The 17,575-nt window shown below is 69.3% G+C and carries 15 protein-coding genes and 1 riboswitch; of the genes, 10 read left to right on the forward strand and 5 right to left on the reverse strand.

Annotated elements, in window-relative coordinates:
* Positions 1–38 precede the first annotated feature (38 nt).
* Positions 39–647, reverse strand: a complete 609-nt coding sequence (locus UA75_RS11485) for a superoxide dismutase (RefSeq protein ID WP_075740238.1) — start codon at positions 645–647, stop codon at positions 39–41.
* Between the two features lie 424 nt (positions 648–1,071).
* Between UA75_RS11485 and UA75_RS11490 the strand changes: the two genes are divergently transcribed.
* The 9 genes from UA75_RS11490 (at position 1,072) to serS (ending at position 10,900) form a co-directional block, all read left to right on the forward strand.
* On the forward strand, positions 1,072–1,299 hold the full coding sequence (locus UA75_RS11490) for a hypothetical protein (RefSeq protein WP_075740239.1): 228 nt from the start codon (positions 1,072–1,074) through the stop codon (positions 1,297–1,299).
* Positions 1,300–1,491: 192 nt separating this feature from the next.
* Positions 1,492–2,094, forward strand: coding sequence for a CDP-alcohol phosphatidyltransferase family protein (locus UA75_RS11495; RefSeq protein WP_075743686.1), 603 nt, complete (start codon positions 1,492–1,494; stop codon positions 2,092–2,094).
* Between the two features lie 243 nt (positions 2,095–2,337).
* Positions 2,338–2,730 carry a glycine cleavage system protein GcvH gene (gcvH, locus tag UA75_RS11500; protein ID WP_075740240.1) on the forward strand — a complete coding sequence of 131 codons (393 nt, stop codon included), beginning with the start codon at positions 2,338–2,340 and terminating at the stop codon, positions 2,728–2,730.
* A 180-nt stretch (positions 2,731–2,910) separates the two neighbouring features.
* A complete protein-coding gene (garA, locus tag UA75_RS11505) occupies positions 2,911–3,372 on the forward strand; it encodes a glycogen accumulation regulator GarA (protein WP_075740241.1) in 462 nt (153 codons plus the stop codon).
* Positions 3,369–4,097: a MerR family transcriptional regulator gene (locus UA75_RS11510; protein ID WP_198042990.1), complete on the forward strand. Its 729-nt coding sequence runs from the start codon at positions 3,369–3,371 to the stop codon at positions 4,095–4,097. The genes garA and UA75_RS11510 overlap by 4 nt, the downstream gene beginning before the upstream one ends.
* A gap of 148 nt (positions 4,098–4,245) precedes the next feature.
* A complete protein-coding gene (locus UA75_RS11515) occupies positions 4,246–4,722 on the forward strand; it encodes a bifunctional nuclease family protein (protein ID WP_075740242.1) in 477 nt (158 codons plus the stop codon).
* Positions 4,723–5,234: 512 nt separating this feature from the next.
* The gene (locus UA75_RS11520; protein ID WP_075740243.1) at positions 5,235–5,801 is read left to right on the forward strand and encodes a MerR family transcriptional regulator; all 567 of its coding nucleotides are present in this window, start codon (positions 5,235–5,237) and stop codon (positions 5,799–5,801) included.
* A gap of 93 nt (positions 5,802–5,894) precedes the next feature.
* Positions 5,895–5,997, forward strand: a riboswitch (glycine riboswitch).
* A 226-nt stretch (positions 5,998–6,223) separates the two neighbouring features.
* A complete protein-coding gene (gcvP, locus tag UA75_RS11525) occupies positions 6,224–9,145 on the forward strand; it encodes an aminomethyl-transferring glycine dehydrogenase (protein ID WP_075740244.1) in 2,922 nt (973 codons plus the stop codon).
* A gap of 480 nt (positions 9,146–9,625) precedes the next feature.
* On the forward strand, positions 9,626–10,900 hold the full coding sequence (gene serS, locus UA75_RS11530; protein WP_075740245.1) for a serine--tRNA ligase: 1,275 nt from the start codon (positions 9,626–9,628) through the stop codon (positions 10,898–10,900).
* 136 nt (positions 10,901–11,036) lie between these two features.
* On the opposite strand, the gene UA75_RS11535 is transcribed toward serS, so the two are convergent.
* The 3 genes from UA75_RS11535 to UA75_RS11545 form a co-directional block, all read right to left on the reverse strand.
* A complete protein-coding gene (locus tag UA75_RS11535; RefSeq protein WP_075740246.1) occupies positions 11,037–12,119 on the reverse strand; it encodes a substrate-binding domain-containing protein in 1,083 nt (360 codons plus the stop codon).
* A 405-nt stretch (positions 12,120–12,524) separates the two neighbouring features.
* On the reverse strand, positions 12,525–13,586 hold the full coding sequence (locus UA75_RS11540) for a hemolysin family protein (protein ID WP_075740247.1): 1,062 nt from the start codon (positions 13,584–13,586) through the stop codon (positions 12,525–12,527).
* The gene (locus UA75_RS11545) at positions 13,583–14,980 is read right to left on the reverse strand and encodes a hemolysin family protein (protein ID WP_083683128.1); all 1,398 of its coding nucleotides are present in this window, start codon (positions 14,978–14,980) and stop codon (positions 13,583–13,585) included. Before UA75_RS11545 ends, UA75_RS11540 begins: the two co-directional genes overlap by 4 nt.
* A 377-nt stretch (positions 14,981–15,357) precedes the next feature.
* On the opposite strand from UA75_RS11545, the gene UA75_RS11550 reads away from it, so the two are divergent.
* Positions 15,358–16,830 (forward strand): peptide MFS transporter, encoded by a 1,473-nt coding sequence (locus tag UA75_RS11550; protein WP_075740248.1) that lies wholly within the window; start codon positions 15,358–15,360, stop codon positions 16,828–16,830.
* Between the two features lie 21 nt (positions 16,831–16,851).
* On the opposite strand, the gene UA75_RS11555 is transcribed toward UA75_RS11550, so the two are convergent.
* Positions 16,852–17,448, reverse strand: a complete 597-nt coding sequence (locus UA75_RS11555) for a TetR/AcrR family transcriptional regulator (RefSeq protein ID WP_075740249.1) — start codon at positions 17,446–17,448, stop codon at positions 16,852–16,854.
* Between the last annotated feature and the right edge of the window lie 127 nt (positions 17,449–17,575).

The following is a 17,575-nucleotide window of genomic DNA, read 5'->3' on the forward strand; positions in this document are numbered from 1 at the left end:
GTGTCACGGCCGTCGAGTCCGACGCCCGCAGCGCGTCCTCAGTTGATCTTGACGCCCTTGGCGGTCTGGAAGCGCTCGGTGACGTCCGCCCAGTTGACGATGTTCCAGAACGCCTTGACGTAGTCGGCCTTGACGTTCTGGTACTGGAGGTAGAAGGCGTGCTCCCACATGTCCAGCATCAGCAGCGGGTAGCTGCCCGCGGGCAGGTTGCCCTGGTGGTCGTAGAGCTGTTCGAGCAGCAGCCGCTGCCCGAGCGCGTCCCAGGCCAGGATCGACCAGCCGGAGCCCTGGATGCCCAGTGCGTTGGCGGTGAAGTGCGCCCGGAAGCCGTCGAAGGAGCCGAAGGCCTCGTCGATCGCGGCGGCCAGCTCGCCGTCCGGCTTGTCGCCGCCGTCGGGCGAGAGGTTCGGCCAGAAGACCGAGTGGTTCACGTGGCCCGCGAGGTTGAACGCGAGGTTCTTCTGCAACAGGTTGACGGTGCCGAGCTGGTTCTTCTCCCGGGACTCCGCCGCCTGCTCCAGCGCGTCGTTGGCGCCCTTGACATAGGTCGCGTGGTGCTTGCTGTGGTGCAGCTCCATGATCTTGCCGGAGATGTGCGGTTCGAGTGCGCCGTAGTCGTAGGGCAGGTCCGGAAGGGTGTACGTCACGAGTAGCCACCTCGCATTGGTCTGTGGACGTAAGTCGCAGTAGATCAGCCCTAACGCTAAACCCGTAGAGCCCCCGTCTCACCTCGGGGTAGTCGCGACCCACCCCGTCCGTGCGGCGAGACACGTGCCGATCTTGAAACATCGGCCTAACCGCTCGGTAGCACGACGACGGCATCCTGGGCGTGTCGGCCTGCCGTCCACTCGGGGATGGACGACTGGTCCCTCACACACGGTGAACGGCAACCCGGACTTCGGCCGCGCCGACCCGTTCGGCTGCACCACCTGGTCGGTGGACGACTGAACCGGTCCGGTGGGCTAAGGCCGGAGCGTCTCCCAGCCGAACACGAGCGAGACGGTCCACAATCGAAGGCCGGGATCACCGACACAACGACGTGTCGTCATCCCCGATGGAGGTGCCACCGCTATGAGCGCTGATACGGCGACGGAGTCCGATGCCCGTTCGATCAGCACGCCGCCCAGCACGATCCTGCCCACGGTGCCGTGCAGCGTGGTCTGGAGTCGTGGCCACGCCTACGTGCTGGAAGGCGGGCCGGGGCAGGCCCGGTGGGTCGGCGTGGACGACCGGGGCCGCCCCATCGTGTTGACCAGTGCCGAACTCGCCCAGCGCGGGTGGAGTCGTACCTGGTCGTAGGGACACCACGCACGCCCGCCGTCGAACCGGTGTGACAGGCTAGGAGCCTTGGCGGTGGGTCGGGCGGGTCCGGTGAGAGGGGACGCCTGTCGTCGTCTGGGGTGACGCAGGGGAGGCGTAGTGGGCGGCGATACCGGCATCGCCAGGCGCAGCGGGGCGGAGGCCTTTCTCGGCCCGGAGTTCGGCGACGGCATCTGGAACGCGATCCGCAACGACCGGCTCCTCACCGTGCCCAACCTGCTCAGCCTGCTCAGGCTGGTGGGCGTGCCGCTGTTCCTGTGGCTGCTGCTCGGTCCGCAGTACGACATGCTCGCGCTGCTGGTCCTGGTGTTCAGCGGGATCACGGACTGGCTGGACGGCAAGATCGCCCGCTGGCTGAATCAGTCGAGCGCGCTCGGGGCACTGCTCGATCCCTCCGTGGACCGGCTCTACATCTTGTCGACGCTCGTGGCGTTCATGATCAGGGGGATCGTCCCCTGGTGGCTGGTCGCCGTCCTGGTCGCCAGGGAGATCGTGCTCGTCGCCGCGCTGCTGATGCTCAGACACCACGGCTTCGGGCCGCCGCAGGTGCACTACCTGGGCAAGGCGGCCACCTTCACCCTGCTCTACGCGTTTCCCCTGTTGCTGCTCGCCGAGGGCGACTCCGCCTTCGCGGCGATCGCCAGCCCGTTCGGCCTCGCGTTCACGGCCTGGGGCTGCCTGCTCTACCTCTGGTCCGGTGCGCTGTATCTGATCCAGTTCGGCGGGGCGATTCGGCGCCTGCGCAGCTCCGCGCCGGGCGACGTGGCGGCCTGAGCGCGGCGATGACGCCTCAACGGGGCTCCCGCGCAGTCGGAATCGATCCCGTCGGGCATGATTTCCGGGGACGGCCCTGTGTGGGCGTGCGGCGGACTTGGCAGGATGATGCTGACACTCGGCGGGCGGGGCAGTGATGCCGACGGCCTCGCCGTCGAGTGGCGGAAGTAGTCCCTGGCGCGTCACCGTCCGTCCGTACACAGTGGACGGTCACGCCGAAGGAGAGTTTCGATCGGAGGCAGGATGTCGTCGGTTCCTCAGGAGCTGCGCTTCACCCAGGACCATGAGTGGCTCGCGTCGGGCGACCAGGACACAGTGCGCATCGGCATCACCGACTACGCGCAGCAGCAGCTCGGCGACGTGGTGTTCGTCCAGCTTCCCCAGGTGGGAGAGAACATCTCGCAGGGGGAGACCATCGGCGAGGTCGAGTCCACCAAGAGCGTCTCCGACGTCTTCGCGCCGGTGACCGGCGAGGTGGTGTCGAGGAACGACGAGCTGGAGGAGAGCCCGGAGCTGGTCAACTCCGACCCATACGGGGCAGGGTGGATGATCGAGGTAAGACTCGCCGACCCGAAGGCGTTCGAGGAGCTTCTCGACGCCGACGGGTACAGCGAGCTGATCGCCGGCCAGGAGTGACGGCGGTCTGTCCTTCTGTCGCCGTCGACCGACGGCGACGGGGTGCTTCAGCCGCCGTCGACCGACGGCGGACGTCCATGGTGAACAACCTGATCTCGGGAGTCGGGCCACGTGCGCTCTGATCGGCAAGGTAGTTTGAGACGAGCTTGGCATCGTTTATTCAGCAGGAGGAGAGCTCAGGTGAGCACGAACGACGGGCCCGGCGTTCCGCCGGAGCGGTCCCCGGAACAGACCTCCGTCTTCCGGGCCGACTTCCTCAGTGAGGTCGAGAATCCCGAGCATGCCGCACCGGAGCCTGCGGTCTCCGGCATCGACGCACTTCCCTCCGGGTCGGCACTGCTCGTCGTCAAGCGGGGGCCCAACGCGGGCTCCCGATTCCTGCTCGACCGGGAGACGACCAGCGCAGGCAGGCATCCGGACAGTGACATCTTCCTCGATGACGTCACGGTCTCGCGGCGACACGCGGAGTTCCGTCGCGAAGGCGGCGAGTTCGTCGTCGTCGACGTGGGCAGCCTGAACGGCACCTACGTCAACCGCGAGCCGGTGGACACGGCGGTGCTCGCCAGCGGCGACGAGGTGCAGATCGGCAAGTTCCGACTGGTGTTCCTGTCCGGCGTGTCCGGGGGTCAGGAACCACGGTGACCGCGGCCGGGCGGTCCGAGCGCGGTGCCCTCAGCATCGGCATGGTGCTCTCGCAGCTTCGTGCCGACTTCCCTGAGGTGACCATCTCGAAGATTCGATTCCTCGAATCCGAAGGCCTCGTCCGCCCGGCACGTACTCAGACCGGTTACCGACAGTTCAGCGAACAGGACGTCGAGAGACTGCGGTTCGTCCTCAGTGCGCAGCGTGACCACTACCTGCCACTCAAAGTGATCAAGGAACAGCTGGTGGCTGCCGACCGAGGAGTCGAGCTGGCCCTGCCTGAGGCAGGGCGGGCGCCCAAGGGCGTCACAGGTCATGGATTGCCGAGAGCGTCGGACTTCGCGAGTGGTGGCGAGATGCGGTTGACCAGGGAGGAGATGCTGGCAGCCGCAGGCATCACACCGGCGCTGCTCGCGGAGATGGAGCAGTACGGGCTGGTGAGGCCGGGGCAGGCCGGGTTCTACGACCCGGACGCGGTGGAGATCGCCCGCACGGTCCGTGCGGTCACCGCCTTCGGCATCGAGCCCCGGCATCTCCGCGCCCTGCGCAGTTCGGCGGATCGACAGGTCGATCTGCTGGCCCAGGCGGCGACGCCGATCGCCAGACAGCGCGACCCCGACGCGGGCGCGCGGGCCGAGGAGACGCTGCGTGAACTGGCGGCCTTATCGGTCCGGCTGCACGCGCTGCTGGTCAAGACCGGGTTGCGTGATGTGATCGGACGATGAACTCGGTCGCGGGCCGGTATCGGTCTGCTTCTCGTTCGCCGAGAATGAGAAGCGTATTGCGCTCATCGCGGGTAGCGTCGAAGACGACGGCAGGCGATCCTCGATGGTGTGACGTCGTGGTGTGGTTCGCGGGAGGAGGCGAGACCCGATGAGCAGTGAGATGCGCGTCGTGGGCGTACGGGTGGAACTGCCCGCAAACCAACCCATTCTGCTACTGCGTGAGACCGAAGGCGAGCGGTACCTGCCGATCTGGATCGGTTCGGTGGAGGCCACCGCGATCGCGCTGGAACAACAGGGTGTCCGCCCGCCGAGGCCCCTGACACACGACCTGCTCAAGGACGTCATCGGGGCCCTCGGCCGAGATCTGGAGCAGGTGCGGATCACCGACCTCCAGGAGGGCACCTTCTTCGCCGAGCTGGTGTTCGACGGCGACATCCGGGTCTCGGCGCGCCCGAGTGACTCGGTGGCACTGGCGTTGCGCATCGGGGTGCCGATCCACGCGGACGAGTCGGTGCTCGCCGAGGCGGGCCTGATCATCCCGGACGAGCAGGAGGACGAGGTCGAGAAGTTCCGCGAGTTCCTCGACTCGGTCTCCCCGGAGGACTTCCGAGGCGCGGACACCTGAGTGAGTCGGGGGCTCCTGCTGCCCGCCTGCCTGCCGGAACATCGTCTGCCGATCCGAGCCTCGTCGTGGCGCTGTCGCCTGCGTCGTCGGTGGAACACCGCGAACACCTGGTCTCGCCACTCTCGTTCGGAGCCGCACCTCCGCCGTCCCGCGCCCACCGACCGGCGTCGCCCGTCGGCCTGCGGTGTCGCCGAGACCGTCGACGCTGCCGCGAGGGCTCCTGTGCCGTCCGGAGGCGCTCCCGTCGACTCCCGGTCGGCTCCGGCCACCGCCTCTCGGCCGGATCGCACCGTGATCGGCGCTTATCGGCCATGGTCTGCCATCGGCGCGTCACACGTCGCTCGGCGGCTCCGCGCGTCGCGTTGACCTGTCCTCACCACGGTCTTACGGTCGTGGTCAGACGGATGTCATCTGGAGCACCCCTTCAGGTCATCATGGCGGTCTCGGGACGTGCAGGCGATCATGAGGCGCATCGTCGTCGGCCTTCAACGGCCGCACGAGAGGAGGCAGGCGTGACTGAGGATTCGCCGGTCTGGTCGACCTCCGGTGAACAGGGCGAGCTGTTTCCCGACGAGTCGCTGCCGGACGAACTGGTCGGCTATCGCGGGGCGGCCGCCTGTCAGATCGCGGGCATCACCTATCGGCAGCTCGACTACTGGGCGCGAACGGGCCTGGTCGGTCCGTCCATCCGCAGCGCCCACGGCTCCGGCAGTCAACGGTTGTACTCCTTCAAGGACATCCTGGTGCTCAAGGTGGTCAAGCGACTGCTGGACACCGGGGTCTCCCTGCAGAACATCCGGGTCGCGGTCGAACACCTGCGGCGCCGGGGTGTGCCGGATCTGGCGCGGATCACGCTGTTCAGCGACGGGACCACCGTCTACGAGTGCACCTCTCCGGAAGAGGTCGTCGATCTCCTCCAGGGCGGTCAGGGCGTCTTCGGCATCGCCGTGAGCGGAGCCATGCGGGAGATCAGCGGCACCATCCACGAGTTCCCCGCCGAGCGAGCCGACGGTGTGGCGACGCTCGAACCGGACGAGGACGAGCTGGCCCGCAGGCGTCGGGACCGGCGCACCGGTTGAGTCCGTGGGTTCGGCGCGGCTCCTCGGGGTAGCCTTTGCGCGTAGTCGTCAGGGTCGCACCGGGGCTGTTCGACCGATTCCCCAGCGTGACCCGAACCTCGTGCGGGAGAGTCCGCATCACCCGGACGGGTGGTTCGGCGCCGAAGGAGCAACTCCTCCCCGGAACCTCTCAGGCAGCAGGGACCGCACGGGACAGACGCCTCTGGAAAGCGGGTACGCGAGGCGAGGCACGGCCGCCGAGGCCGGTCTTCGCCGTGCTGCCCCGCCGACGGTGCAAGTCCGGCGCGGCCGAGCCGGACGAAGCTCTCAGGCGCCCGTGGTCCTCGAACGAGGACTCTCCTCGGGTGAGGACAGAGGGGGAGGACAACACCTCACACCGCCCGTGGTGGGAGGCCATCGCTCCCGAGTCCTGAGGTTCGGCCATGACGATCTCCGCGCACCGGCCCCGCGAGCGGGCCAGCTCCGAACGACCCGCCCTGTCCGTCCTCGAACAGGGCATCCCCTTCACCGAACGGCACATCGGGCCACGGCCCGCCGAGTTGGCCAGGATGCTGGCGGTCATCGGCGTCGACTCGCTGGCGGATCTCGCCGACCGCGCGGTGCCCGAGGCCATCCGGGACGAGGCGACGGACTCGACGCTGCCCTCGGCCGCGAGCGAAACCGTCGCGCTGCGTGAACTGCGGGACCGCGCCTCCCTGAACCGGGTGTACACCCAGATGATCGGCCTCGGCTACCACGGCACGGTGACCCCGCCGGTGATCCGGCGCAACGTGCTGGAGAGCCCGGCCTGGTACACCGCGTACACGCCGTACCAGCCGGAGATCTCGCAGGGCCGCCTCGAGGCCCTGCTCAACTTCCAGACGATGGTCTCCGACCTGGCCGGGCTTCCGGTGGCCAACGCCTCGATGCTCGACGAGGCGACCTCGGCGGCCGAGGCGATGACACTGATCCGCCGGGCGGGCCGGTCCCGTTCAACCCGTTTCGTCGTCGACTCCGACACCCTGCCGCAGACGCTCGCCGTCCTGCGGACCAGGGCCGAGCCGCTGGGCATCGAGATCGTCGAGGCCGATCTCGGCTCGGGCAGCCTGCCGGACGGCGACCTCTTCGGGCTGCTGCTGTCCTATCCCGGCGCCTCCGGGCGCGTCGTGGACCAGGAGGATCTGATCGCCGAGGCACATCGGCGGGGCGCGATGGCCGTGGTGGCCGCCGACCTGCTCAGCCTCGTCCTGTTGCGCTCGCCGGGCTCGATCGGTGCGGACGCGGTGGTGGGGACCGCCCAGCGATTCGGCTTCCCGATGTGCCTCGGCGGGCCGCACGCCGGTTATCTGGCGGTCCGCAAGGGCCTGGAGCGGCAGCTCCCCGGCAGGCTGGTCGGCGTGAGCGTCGACGCCGACGGCGCGCCCGCGTATCGACTCGCCCTACAGACCAGGGAACAGCACATCCGCCGGGAGAAGGCCACCAGCAACATCTGCACCGCCCAGGTGCTGCCCGCCGTGGTGTCGGCGATGTACGCCGTCTACCACGGCCCGGAAGGGCTGCGTCGGATCGCCGAGCGGGCCCATCGGATGGCGGCCGTGGTCGCGGAGGGTCTGCGCGGCGGTGGTCACGACCTCGTCCATGACGCGTTCTTCGACACGCTGTGCGTCCGGGTTCCCGGCCGCGCGGACCAGGTGGTCGCCGCCGCTCGTGATCTCGGACTGAACCTCCGTCGCGTCGACGCCGATCAGGTGGGGATCTCCTGCTCCGAGACGACCACCCTCGAGCACCTCGACGCGGTGTGGCGGGCCTTCGGGGTGGACGTGGACGCGATCGACGTCGACGAACTGGACGCCGCCACGCCCGACGCACTGCCGGAAGGGCTGCGTCGCACCGAGGACTTCCTCACCCACCCGGTGTTCCATCGGCACCGCTCGGAGACGGCCCTGCTGCGGTACCTCCGATCGCTCTCCGACAAGGACGTGGCCCTGGACCGGAGCATGATCCCGCTCGGGTCCTGCACCATGAAGCTGAACGCCACGGCCGAGATGGAGCCCATCACGTGGCCCGAGTTCGCCGAGCTGCACCCCTTCGCGCCTGCCGACGACGCGGCGGGCCTGCTGTCGATCGTCGGCGACCTGGAGCGCTGGCTGGCCGAGATCACCGGCTATGACGCGGTCAGCATGCAGCCCAACGCCGGCAGCCAGGGGGAGTTCGCCGGGCTGCTGGCGATCCGTGCCTACCACCTGGACCGGGGCGAGCCCCGGCGTGAGGTCTGCCTGATTCCGGCCAGCGCCCACGGCACCAACGCCGCGAGCGCGGTGATGGCCGGGATGCGGGTCGTGGTCGTGGCCTGTGACGACGCGGGCAACGTCGACCTGGACAGTCTGCGGACGCTGGTGGACGTCCATCGGGACGACCTCGCCGCCATCATGATCACCTACCCGTCCACGCACGGCGTCTACGAAAACACGGTCCGCGAGGTGTGTGCGCTGGTGCACGACGCGGGCGGCCAGGTGTACGTGGACGGGGCGAACCTCAACGCGTTGATCGGGCTGGCGCGGCCCGGCCGGTTCGGCGCCGACGTCTCGCACCTCAACCTGCACAAGACCTTCTGCATCCCCCACGGCGGCGGCGGCCCCGGCGTCGGGCCCGTCGGAGTTCGACAGCATCTCGCGCGATTCCTGCCGGGGCACCCGCTCCAGCCCTCGGCCGGTCCCGCAGGCGGGGTCGTCGGGCCGGTCAGCGCGGCACCCTGGGGCAGCGCCGCGATTCTCCCGATCTCCTGGGCGTACGTGCGGATGATGGGCGCGGACGGGCTTCGACAGGCCACGCTGACCGCCGTCGCCGCGGCGAACTACGTGGCCCGGCGACTCGCCGAGCACTACCCGGTCCTCTACACCGGCCAGGGCGGATTCGTCGCCCATGAGTGCATCCTCGATCTGCGTGGTCTCACCAAGGCCACCGGCGTCACGGTGGACGACGTCGCGAAGCGGCTCGCCGACTACGGGCTGCACGCCCCCACGATGTCCTTCCCGGTTCCCGGCACGTTGATGGTCGAGCCGACCGAGAGCGAGGACCTCGCGGAGCTGGACCGGTTCTGCGCCGCGATGATCGCGATCCGGGCCGAGATCGATCGGGTCGGCGCGGGGGAGTGGCCCGCCGAGGACAATCCGCTGCGCAATGCGCCGCACACGGCCGAGTGCCTGACCGGCGAGTGGTCGCACCCGTACAGCCGCGCGGAGGCGGTGTACCCGGCGGGGCACGGCAGTCAGAAGATCTGGCCGCCGGTGCGGCGGATCGACGGGGCTCGCGGCGACCGCAACCTGGTGTGCTCCTGCCCGCCGTTGGAGGCATACCAGGGCTGAGCCGGGCCTGCTCCGCGCGAGTGCGACCGGGCGCCCGGCGGCTTCGTGCCGTGTCGGGCGCCCGGAGTCTCGCCGTCGATCCACCGGACGAGGCTCGCCGGCTCCGGGGAGCCCGCAGCTCCCGCAGCACAGGAGACGTGCCGCCGGAGCGGCCGGTCTCCGCTCCGCGCCCCGGCGTAGGTTCTCCCGGCTGCCCTCGCCGGCGTCGCCCGACGGGCCCGGCCCGAGGTTTCTCGCCCGGACCGTCCACGTCTCGCGGACAGGGCAGGCCGAGTCGTCGGCGTGACCGGCTGCCGGACGGCAGGTGACGTCAGCCGATCCGGCTGCTCCCGACGGGAGGAGGGGTGCGGCGCGGGGGAGAAATCGGGTGCGTCGGCGACGGTTAGGCTGTCAGGATCACAAGACCGTGTGATCGGCGGCGTCGTACCTCCGACGGCCGACCGGTGATGACCCGAATCCCGGCGATGGAGCTTTGAAGAGATGCACGACCCGCGCGTTCTGCTCGATCCGGCCACCGACGCCGTGCGCAAGCTCGCACGACGTGGCTACCAGCTTGACCTGACGCGACTGGAGACGCTCCTCTCCGCCCGGAACTCCGCCATCCAGCGTGCCGACGAGGCCCGCGCCGAGTCGAAGAAGGTCGCCGCCTCGGTCGGCCAGGCGGCCAAGCGCGGCGAGGACATCACCGCGCTGCGGGAGCACGCCAAGGGGCTCAAGGGCAGCATCGCCGAGGCGGAGGAGGAGCATCAGCGCCTCGACGCCGAACTCACCGAGTGGATGCTCGGCATTCCCAACCTTCCGGACGACCGGCTGCCCGACGGTGCCACCGACGAGTTCGCCGAACTGGTCAGCACGTGGGGCGAACAGCCCGAGTTCGACTTCGAGCCCGCCGACCACGTCGACGTCGGCGAGCGGCTCGGGATCTTCGACTTCCCCCGGGCGACGAAGCTGGCAGGCCCGCGCTTCGTGGTGCTCAAGGGCGTCGGCGCCCGGCTGGAGCGTGCGCTGGCGAACTTCTTCCTCACCCTGCACACCGAGGAACAGGGCTACACCGAGTTCGGCTTGCCTGCCCTGGCCAATCGGGCGGCGTTGACGGGTAGCGGGCAGCTCCCGAAGTTCCAGGACGACCTCTTCGCCACCGGCGTCGCCGATCGGGAGCTGTTCCTGGTTCCGACCGCCGAGGTCCCGCTGCTGAACCTGCACGCCGACGAGATCCTCGCCACCGAGGAGCTGCCGTTCGCCTACACGGCGCACACCCCGTGCTTCCGGTCGGAGGCGGGCTCCTACGGCCGAGACACCCGAGGCCTGATCCGGATGCACCAGTTCTCGAAGGTCGAGCTGGTCCGCTTCTGCGAGCCTGCGGAGTCCGACGCGCAGCTCAGACTGATGCTCTCCCACGCCGAGGAGTGCCTGCGCAGGCTCGGGCTCGCCTACCGGGTGGTGGCGCTGCCCGCCGGTGACATCGGCTTCTCGGCGCAGTTCACCTACGACATCGAGGTGTGGCTGCCCAGCCAGGGCCGGTATCGCGAGATCTCCAGCGTCTCGGACTGCGGCGTCTTCCAGTCTCGACGCGCGGGCATTCGGACCAGGACCAAGGACGGCAGGCGGGGCCTGGCCGCGACGTTGAACGGCTCGGGCCTGGCCGTCGGCCGGACCATGGTGGCGATCCTGGAGCAGAACCAGCAGGCCGACGGCTCGGTGCGCGTTCCAGAGGCGCTGGTGCCGTTCCTCGGCACGGACGTCCTGCGGCCCTGACGAGGTCGGCTCCGCACGGCCTGCCACGCGCGCGGCGCCGACCCGACCGGGCTGACACGGGTCGGCCTGCGTGGCTGGTCGGCGGCCTGGCGGTCGCAGCGTCGTGACCGTGTCCGGTGCGGGTCGGGGAGAGCGCTCAGCGCTCGGCCTGGCCGTGCCAGGACTCGATCAGTTCCTGGCTGGTCGGGCCGTCGGCCGAGGCGAGATTGGCGTCCGGCGTGCTCCAGCGGACGCCGGGCGCGGGGTTCGGGTAGTACATCACTGCGGTCACCCGAAAGCCCGCCTCGGCCAGTACGCGCTGTTGGTCACGGTGCCGGAGGAACTCGCCGAACTGCTGTGTCGCCCGGCTGAGGGTGGTGTCCCGCTCGCCGCCGTTGATCGCGACCAGGGGGTACTCGACGCGTGGGTTGGCGCCGCCGGGCATGAAGCCCGCGATCGGGGTCTGGGGGGCCTGGTCGCCGTCGAGGCCGAGATTGCGGCGGTAGAGATCCACCTCGGCGACCGGGGCGGCGTGGAAGGCCTCGGCGCCGGGATCGGTCGTCCGGCCCAGCACGGTCAGCGCCTCGCGGGTGGTCGGGGGCACCTCCCTCGGCTCGTTGCGCCACAGCCGCCCCAGGGTGTCCTGGGCACCCTGTTCCGCGAGGGCCTCGGAGGTCACCGGCCCGGTTGCGTCCGGACCCGCGAGCACGCCCTCCAGCGCCAGCCCGGTCGCCGGGTTGGTCGCCGGGTCGGGCAGCACCAGCACGAACCGGCCCCAGGCGTCCTGCTCGAAGCGGCTCCAGCCCGAGGGCTCCTCGACCAGGTCGGACACCTCCGACCAGCGCAGACCGCCGTGCAGGCGCACGGCGTGGGCGGCGGGCTCCGACATGCCGAGCAGGATCGGGCTCGTGGCCAACACCAGCGGTTGGGAGCCGATCAGGTCGCCGCGCTGTTCGGAGAGCTGCTGCACCCAGCGCAGCGAGTCGGGCACCCACGCGTCGGGGCGTGCACCGTGCTCGGCCTCGTCCCATTCGTCGACGAGTCCCCGCAGCACGTCGGCGGAGCGATGGGTGGTCACCTCGACCCTGATGCAGTAGTCCTGCACGACCGGTCGTGTCGCGCTCCACTCCTGGGCCGACTCGATGAGCGGGGCGGCCATCGAGTCCTCGGCGGCGATGCGCAGTGTCTGATCACCCTGTGGGCAGCTCGCGGCCTCGGCGTCGGCACGTCGCTCGACCATCGCGCCGAGAGAGGACCAGCCGACGTATCCGAGCGTCGAGATCAGGAGAACCGCGATGACCGCAAGGGGCCACCCTGCTACTCCGCGGAGTCTGAGTCCTGAACCACGATGTCGAGCCATTCGGCTCCCCTTCACGCAGAAGAGCGAAAGTTGTTTTCGCTAAGTAACGAGAACGGACTGGTGAGAGCGGGTCCCCGCCCGCTCGGCCGAAAGCTACGCTAACAGGTGAGGGATTCCGGTCAAGATCCTTACGGAGGTGCCCTCACCCAGCCGTGATCCTTTGCTGCGTCCCGACGACTCGACGACGCGATGTGGTCGGCCTGCCACGAGTCTCGGCGAGAAACGGTGAAGGGGTGCCCGCAATCAGGCACCCCTTCACCGGTCATGATCCGATCGAACCGATGATCAGTTCGCCGGGCGCGGGATGCTCCTGACGTGAGTGCCGTCGCGGACGGTGCCGACGTACTCCTCGACCAGGTCCTCCAACGCCACGACGCCCAGCACCTCGCCCTCGGCGCCCACCGCCGCGGCCAGGTGACTGTGCGCCCGACGCAGCGTGGTCAGTGCCTCGTCCAACCGCATGTTCGCGGGCAGCTCGGGCAGGCTGCGGACGCGGCCCGCCGTCACCGGCGCGCTGCGGTCGGCGTCGGCCTGTTCCAGCACGTCCTTGACGTGTAGGTAACCGACCAGACGTCCGTCGCCTGCCTGCACGGGGAACCGGGAGAACCCGGTGCTGGAGACGGCCTGCTCCACGTCGCCGATGCTCGGGTGCTCCGGGATCGTGGTCAGTTCCGCCACCGGCACCAGGACGTCGCCCACGGTCCGCTCGGCGGAGGACAGCGTCTTGGCCAGCCTCCGGTGCTCCGAGTCCTCCAAGAGGCCCTCGCGTCGTGACTCCGCGAACAGGTTGGTCATCTCCTGCGCCGTGTAGGCGGAGGCGAGTTCGTCCTTCGGCTCCACCTTCATCAACCGCAGAATCCCGTTCGCCGCGATGTTGAACGTCCCGATGAGCGGCCTGGTGACCCGCACGAAGCCCACGTGTGCGGGAACTAGCCACATCGCCATCTTCTCCGGTGCGGCGATGGCGAGGTTCTTCGGCACCATCTCACCGAGCATGATGTGCAGGATGTTGATCAACGACAACGCGATCACGAAGGCGATCGGGTGCAGCAGCACCTCGGGAACGCCGAGGGGCTCGAGCACCCGCTCCAGCTGATGAGCCACGGCGGGCTCACCGAGCGCACCCAGTCCCACGGTGCACATGGTGATGCCCAGCTGTGCTCCCGCCAGCATCAGCGAGATCTCCTTGCCTGCCTTCATCACCGTCTTCGCCCGCTTGTGTCCCTGTTCGGCCAGGCCTTCCAGCCGGTCGCGACGGGAGGACAGCAGGGCGAACTCGGCACCCACGAAGAAGAAGTTCAACACCAGCAGGAGCACCGCGACGAGCACGGCCATTCCGTCGCTCATCGGGTACCCCTCTCACTGTCTTGCGCTGTGGCGTGGGCGACGTCGGCCCGCTCGCCTGCGTGGCGGTCGCCGGAGTCGTCGGACTCGGCGACTCTGGCGACGCGAAGCTCGGCGATCCGCCTGCGGTCCATCCGCAGGACGGTGAGCAGCCAGCCGTCCAGCCGGACCTCGTCGGCGACGTCGGGAATCCGGCCGAGCCGATCGAGCACGAAGCCCGCGAGCGTGTCGTAGTCGCCCTCCGGGATCTGCAACCCGGTCGCCTCGGCGAGCTCGTCGTCCCGGAGCAGGCCGGAGGCCACCCAGGTCTGATCGCCCATCGGTCGGATCGGAGAGATCTCGCGGCGATCGTGCTCGTCACGCACGTCGCCGATGATCTCCTCGATCACGTCCTCGAAGCTGACCAGTCCGGCGGTTCCGCCGTACTCGTCGACCACGAGCGCGAGCTGGAGCCCGGAACCACGCAGCCGGTCGAGCAGTGTGTCGCCCTCCAATGAGTCGGGCACGCTCGGCACCGGCCTGGCCAGCGAGGCGACGAGCGTCGCCGCCCGTTCGGCCGGCGGCAGGGTGAACGCCTGCTTGACGTGCACCACCCCGCGCACGTCGTCGAGGTCGCCTCCGTGGACCGGGAATCGGGAGAAACCGGTCCGGTGGGCGATCTCCAGCAGGTCGACCGCCGTCGACTCCGCCGTGAGCGCGGCGATGCGCACCCTCGGCGTCATCAGCTCGCCCGCCGTCCGGTCGCCGAAGCGCAGCGAGCGGTCCAGCAGACTGGCGGTTCCCGCATCCATGGTCCCCTGCTCCGCGCTGGATCGGACCATGGAGCCGAGTTCCTCCGGGGAGCGCGCGGAGCGCAGCTCGTCGGCAGGTTCGACGCCGAGCTTGCGCACGAGTGCGTTCGCACCGTTGTTGGCCAGGTTGATCAGCCCGCGGAACAGGCGGGTGAACCACGAGTAGATGCCGGTCACCGCTCGAGCGGTCTCCAACGGCCTGGCGATGGCCAGGTTCTTGGGCACCAGCTCGCCGAACAGCATGGACAGCGAGGTGGCCACCACCAGTGCCAGGACGACGGAGACTCCCGTCGCGGCGGAATCGGACAGTCCGATCCCGCCGAGAAGGGGGCCGAGGAGATCACCGATCGCGGGTTGTGCGAGGAAACCCGTGGTGACAGTGGTGACGGTGATGCCGAGTTGAGCACCCGAGAGCTGGAAGGACAGGGTCCGATGTGCGTGTTGGACCATCTTCGCCCGCTTGTCGCCGACCTCGGCGACATGGGTGTCGATGGTGCTTCGCTCCAGCGAGGTGAGTGCGAACTCGGCCGCGACGCAGATGAAGGTGCCTGCGGTGAGTAGAACGACCAATGACAACAGCAGGATGTTGATCAGAATCTCGTTCACCGGGCGCACCCTTGCGGGGCGCGCGGGACGGTCTGGCAGCCGGGATCTTCGCCCGGCTCGCTACTGCTGCCGGGTGACTCCGCCTTCTGCACGGAAGTCTTCACTCCTTTTTCACCTAGGCCGACGTTCGGAGACGTTCGCGCCCGAGGTGTCGGCACGCGGCACGTCGAGGTCCGTCGGGGATTCGGAACGCTCATTGTAGGGCTTGGCCCGGTCAGCACAGCGCCGAACGGCCTAGTGGCGGGCCGACGTCTGGGCGATTGATCCCGATCGGACGCTGGCGAAGCAGGTGTGTCGCCCTCGGCGCAAGCCGCCGTTCGGCGTAATGTCAGCCTGCGGGAGCGCCTCGTCGGGGGCCGCGGCAGGTGGGGAGCGGCGTGACGGAGAACAAGCGGGCCGAGCCCGCCGAGCGGGGTTTCTTCGGTCATCCGCGCGGGCTGGCGACGCTGTTCTTCACTGAGATGTGGGAGCGATTCTCATTTTATGGGATGAGAGCGATTCTGGCGTTCTACCTCTATCGCTCGGTGACCGAGGGCGGCCTCGGCGTGGACCAGGCCACCGCGCTGGCGCTGGTGGCGGCCTACGGCTCCGCCGTCTACATGGCAAGCGTCGTCGGCGCCTGGGTGGCGGATCGCCTCCTGGGCACTCAGCGATCGGTGCTCTACGGCGGCATCCTGATCATGATCGGCCACCTCGTGCTTGCGCTGGTCCCCGGGCTCGCGGGCGTCGGATCGGGGCTCAGCCTGATCATCGTCGGGACGGGCCTGCTGAAGTCGAACGTCTCCGCGATCGTCGGGACCCTCTACGGCCCGGCCGACGAGCGACGTGACGCAGGCTTCTCGATCTTCTACATGGGCATCAACCTGGGCAGCTTCCTCGCCCCGCTGCTCACCTCGTTGGCTGCGGAGCGGGTCGACTTCCACCTCGGCTTCGGGCTCGCGGCGGCGGGCATGGCGCTCGGGCTCCTGCAGTACGTGCTGGGCAGGCGGCATCTCGGCGAGGAGGGGCGGCGACCGAGCAACCCGCTCACGGCGGTCGATCGACGCAGGCTCGTCGCCAGGGTCGGCCCGCCCCTCGCGGTCGCGGTCGTCGTCGTGCTGTTCATCCTGTTCACCGGCCGCTTCACCATGACGGGGCTCGTCGCCGTGCTGAGCCTGCTCTCGGTGCTGCTGCCGATCGTCTACTTCACGGTGATCCTGCGCAGCCGCATCACCCCGGTCGAACGGGATCGAGTGCTCGCCTTCATCCCGCTCTTCCTCACCAGCGTCGTCTTCTGGATGCTCTTCGAGCAGCAGGCCACCGTGATCGCCGCCTTCGCCGACAGCAGGGTGAACCTCTCCCTCGGCGGGTTCGACATCCCGCCGGGCTGGTTCCAGTCGGTGAATCCGGTGGCGATCATCCTGCTCGCCCCGGTGTTCGCCACGGTGTGGACGCGGCTGGGCGATCGCCAGCCCGGCACCCCGCGCAAGTTCGCGGGCGGAGTCTTCTTCGTCGGACTGTCGTTCCTGGTGATGATGGTGGCGAGCACCACGGGGGACGGCGCCGAGGTCGCGCCGCTCTGGCCCGCCGTGGCGCTGGTCGTGATGACCTGCGGAGAGCTGATGCTCTCTCCGGTGGGGCTGTCGGTCAGCACCAAGCTCGCGCCTGCCGCCTTCTCTGCGCAGATGGTCGGCCTGTTCTTCCTCTCGCTCGCCGCGGGCTCCGGCATCGGAGCCCAGATCGTCGGTCTCTACTCGCCGGACACCGAACTGCTGTACTTCGGCGTCCTCGGCGGACTGGCCGTGCTGCTCGGGGTCCTGCTCGCCGTCAGCACCCCGATCATCCGCAGGCGGATGCACGGCGTCCGGTGACTCGGCCCCGCTCCCGTCGACTCACTCGGTCGCCCGGTGGCGACGGACGGACTCCTCCACCAGGTCCAGCACCGGCCCCATCGCCTCGGCGGACAGGCCCTTGGCCAGGTGAGACACCAGGCCCTCGAGGACCAGCTCCAGGTACGCGGTGAGCACGTCCACCTCGACGTCGTCACGAAGCTTGCCCGCCGCGTGCTGCCGAGACAGTCGCGCCCGCGTCGCCGCCGTCAGTTCCTGCGACCGTTCGGCCCAGCGCGCTCGGAACTCGTGGTCGGTGCGCAGCCGCCGGGAGACCTCCAGGCGCGTGCCAAGCCAGTAGGCCGGGTGATCGGGCTCCTCTGCGCCCGCAGGCACCGCGATGAGGTCTCGCATCACCTGCACCAGCCCCTGCTCGGCCACCACCTCGGCCATCCGATGGGCGTCGTCCTCGGCCAATGCCAGGAACAACGACTCCTTGTCACGGAAGTGGTGGAAGATGGCGCCCCGCGACAGACCGGTGGCCTCTTCGAGACGCCGGACGGTGGCGCCCTCGTACCCGTGCCGGGTGAAGCACGTCCGCGAGCCGTCCAGGATCTGGCGTCGGCGGGCGTCGAGATGATCTTGGGTGACGCGTGGCATGGGGAGATCGTCGCAGTGCTCCCGAGGAAAATCCAACACGTACGTACGTCTTGGGTGTCCATTGGTACGGACGGGCGATGAATCTGCGACGCGCCCCGCACGGGAGTAGCGTCGAGACTCCCGAACA

Origin of the sequence: Actinoalloteichus sp. GBA129-24 (assembly GCF_001941645.1) — a bacterium.
Taxonomy (GTDB): domain Bacteria; phylum Actinomycetota; class Actinomycetes; order Mycobacteriales; family Pseudonocardiaceae; genus Actinoalloteichus_A; species Actinoalloteichus_A fjordicus.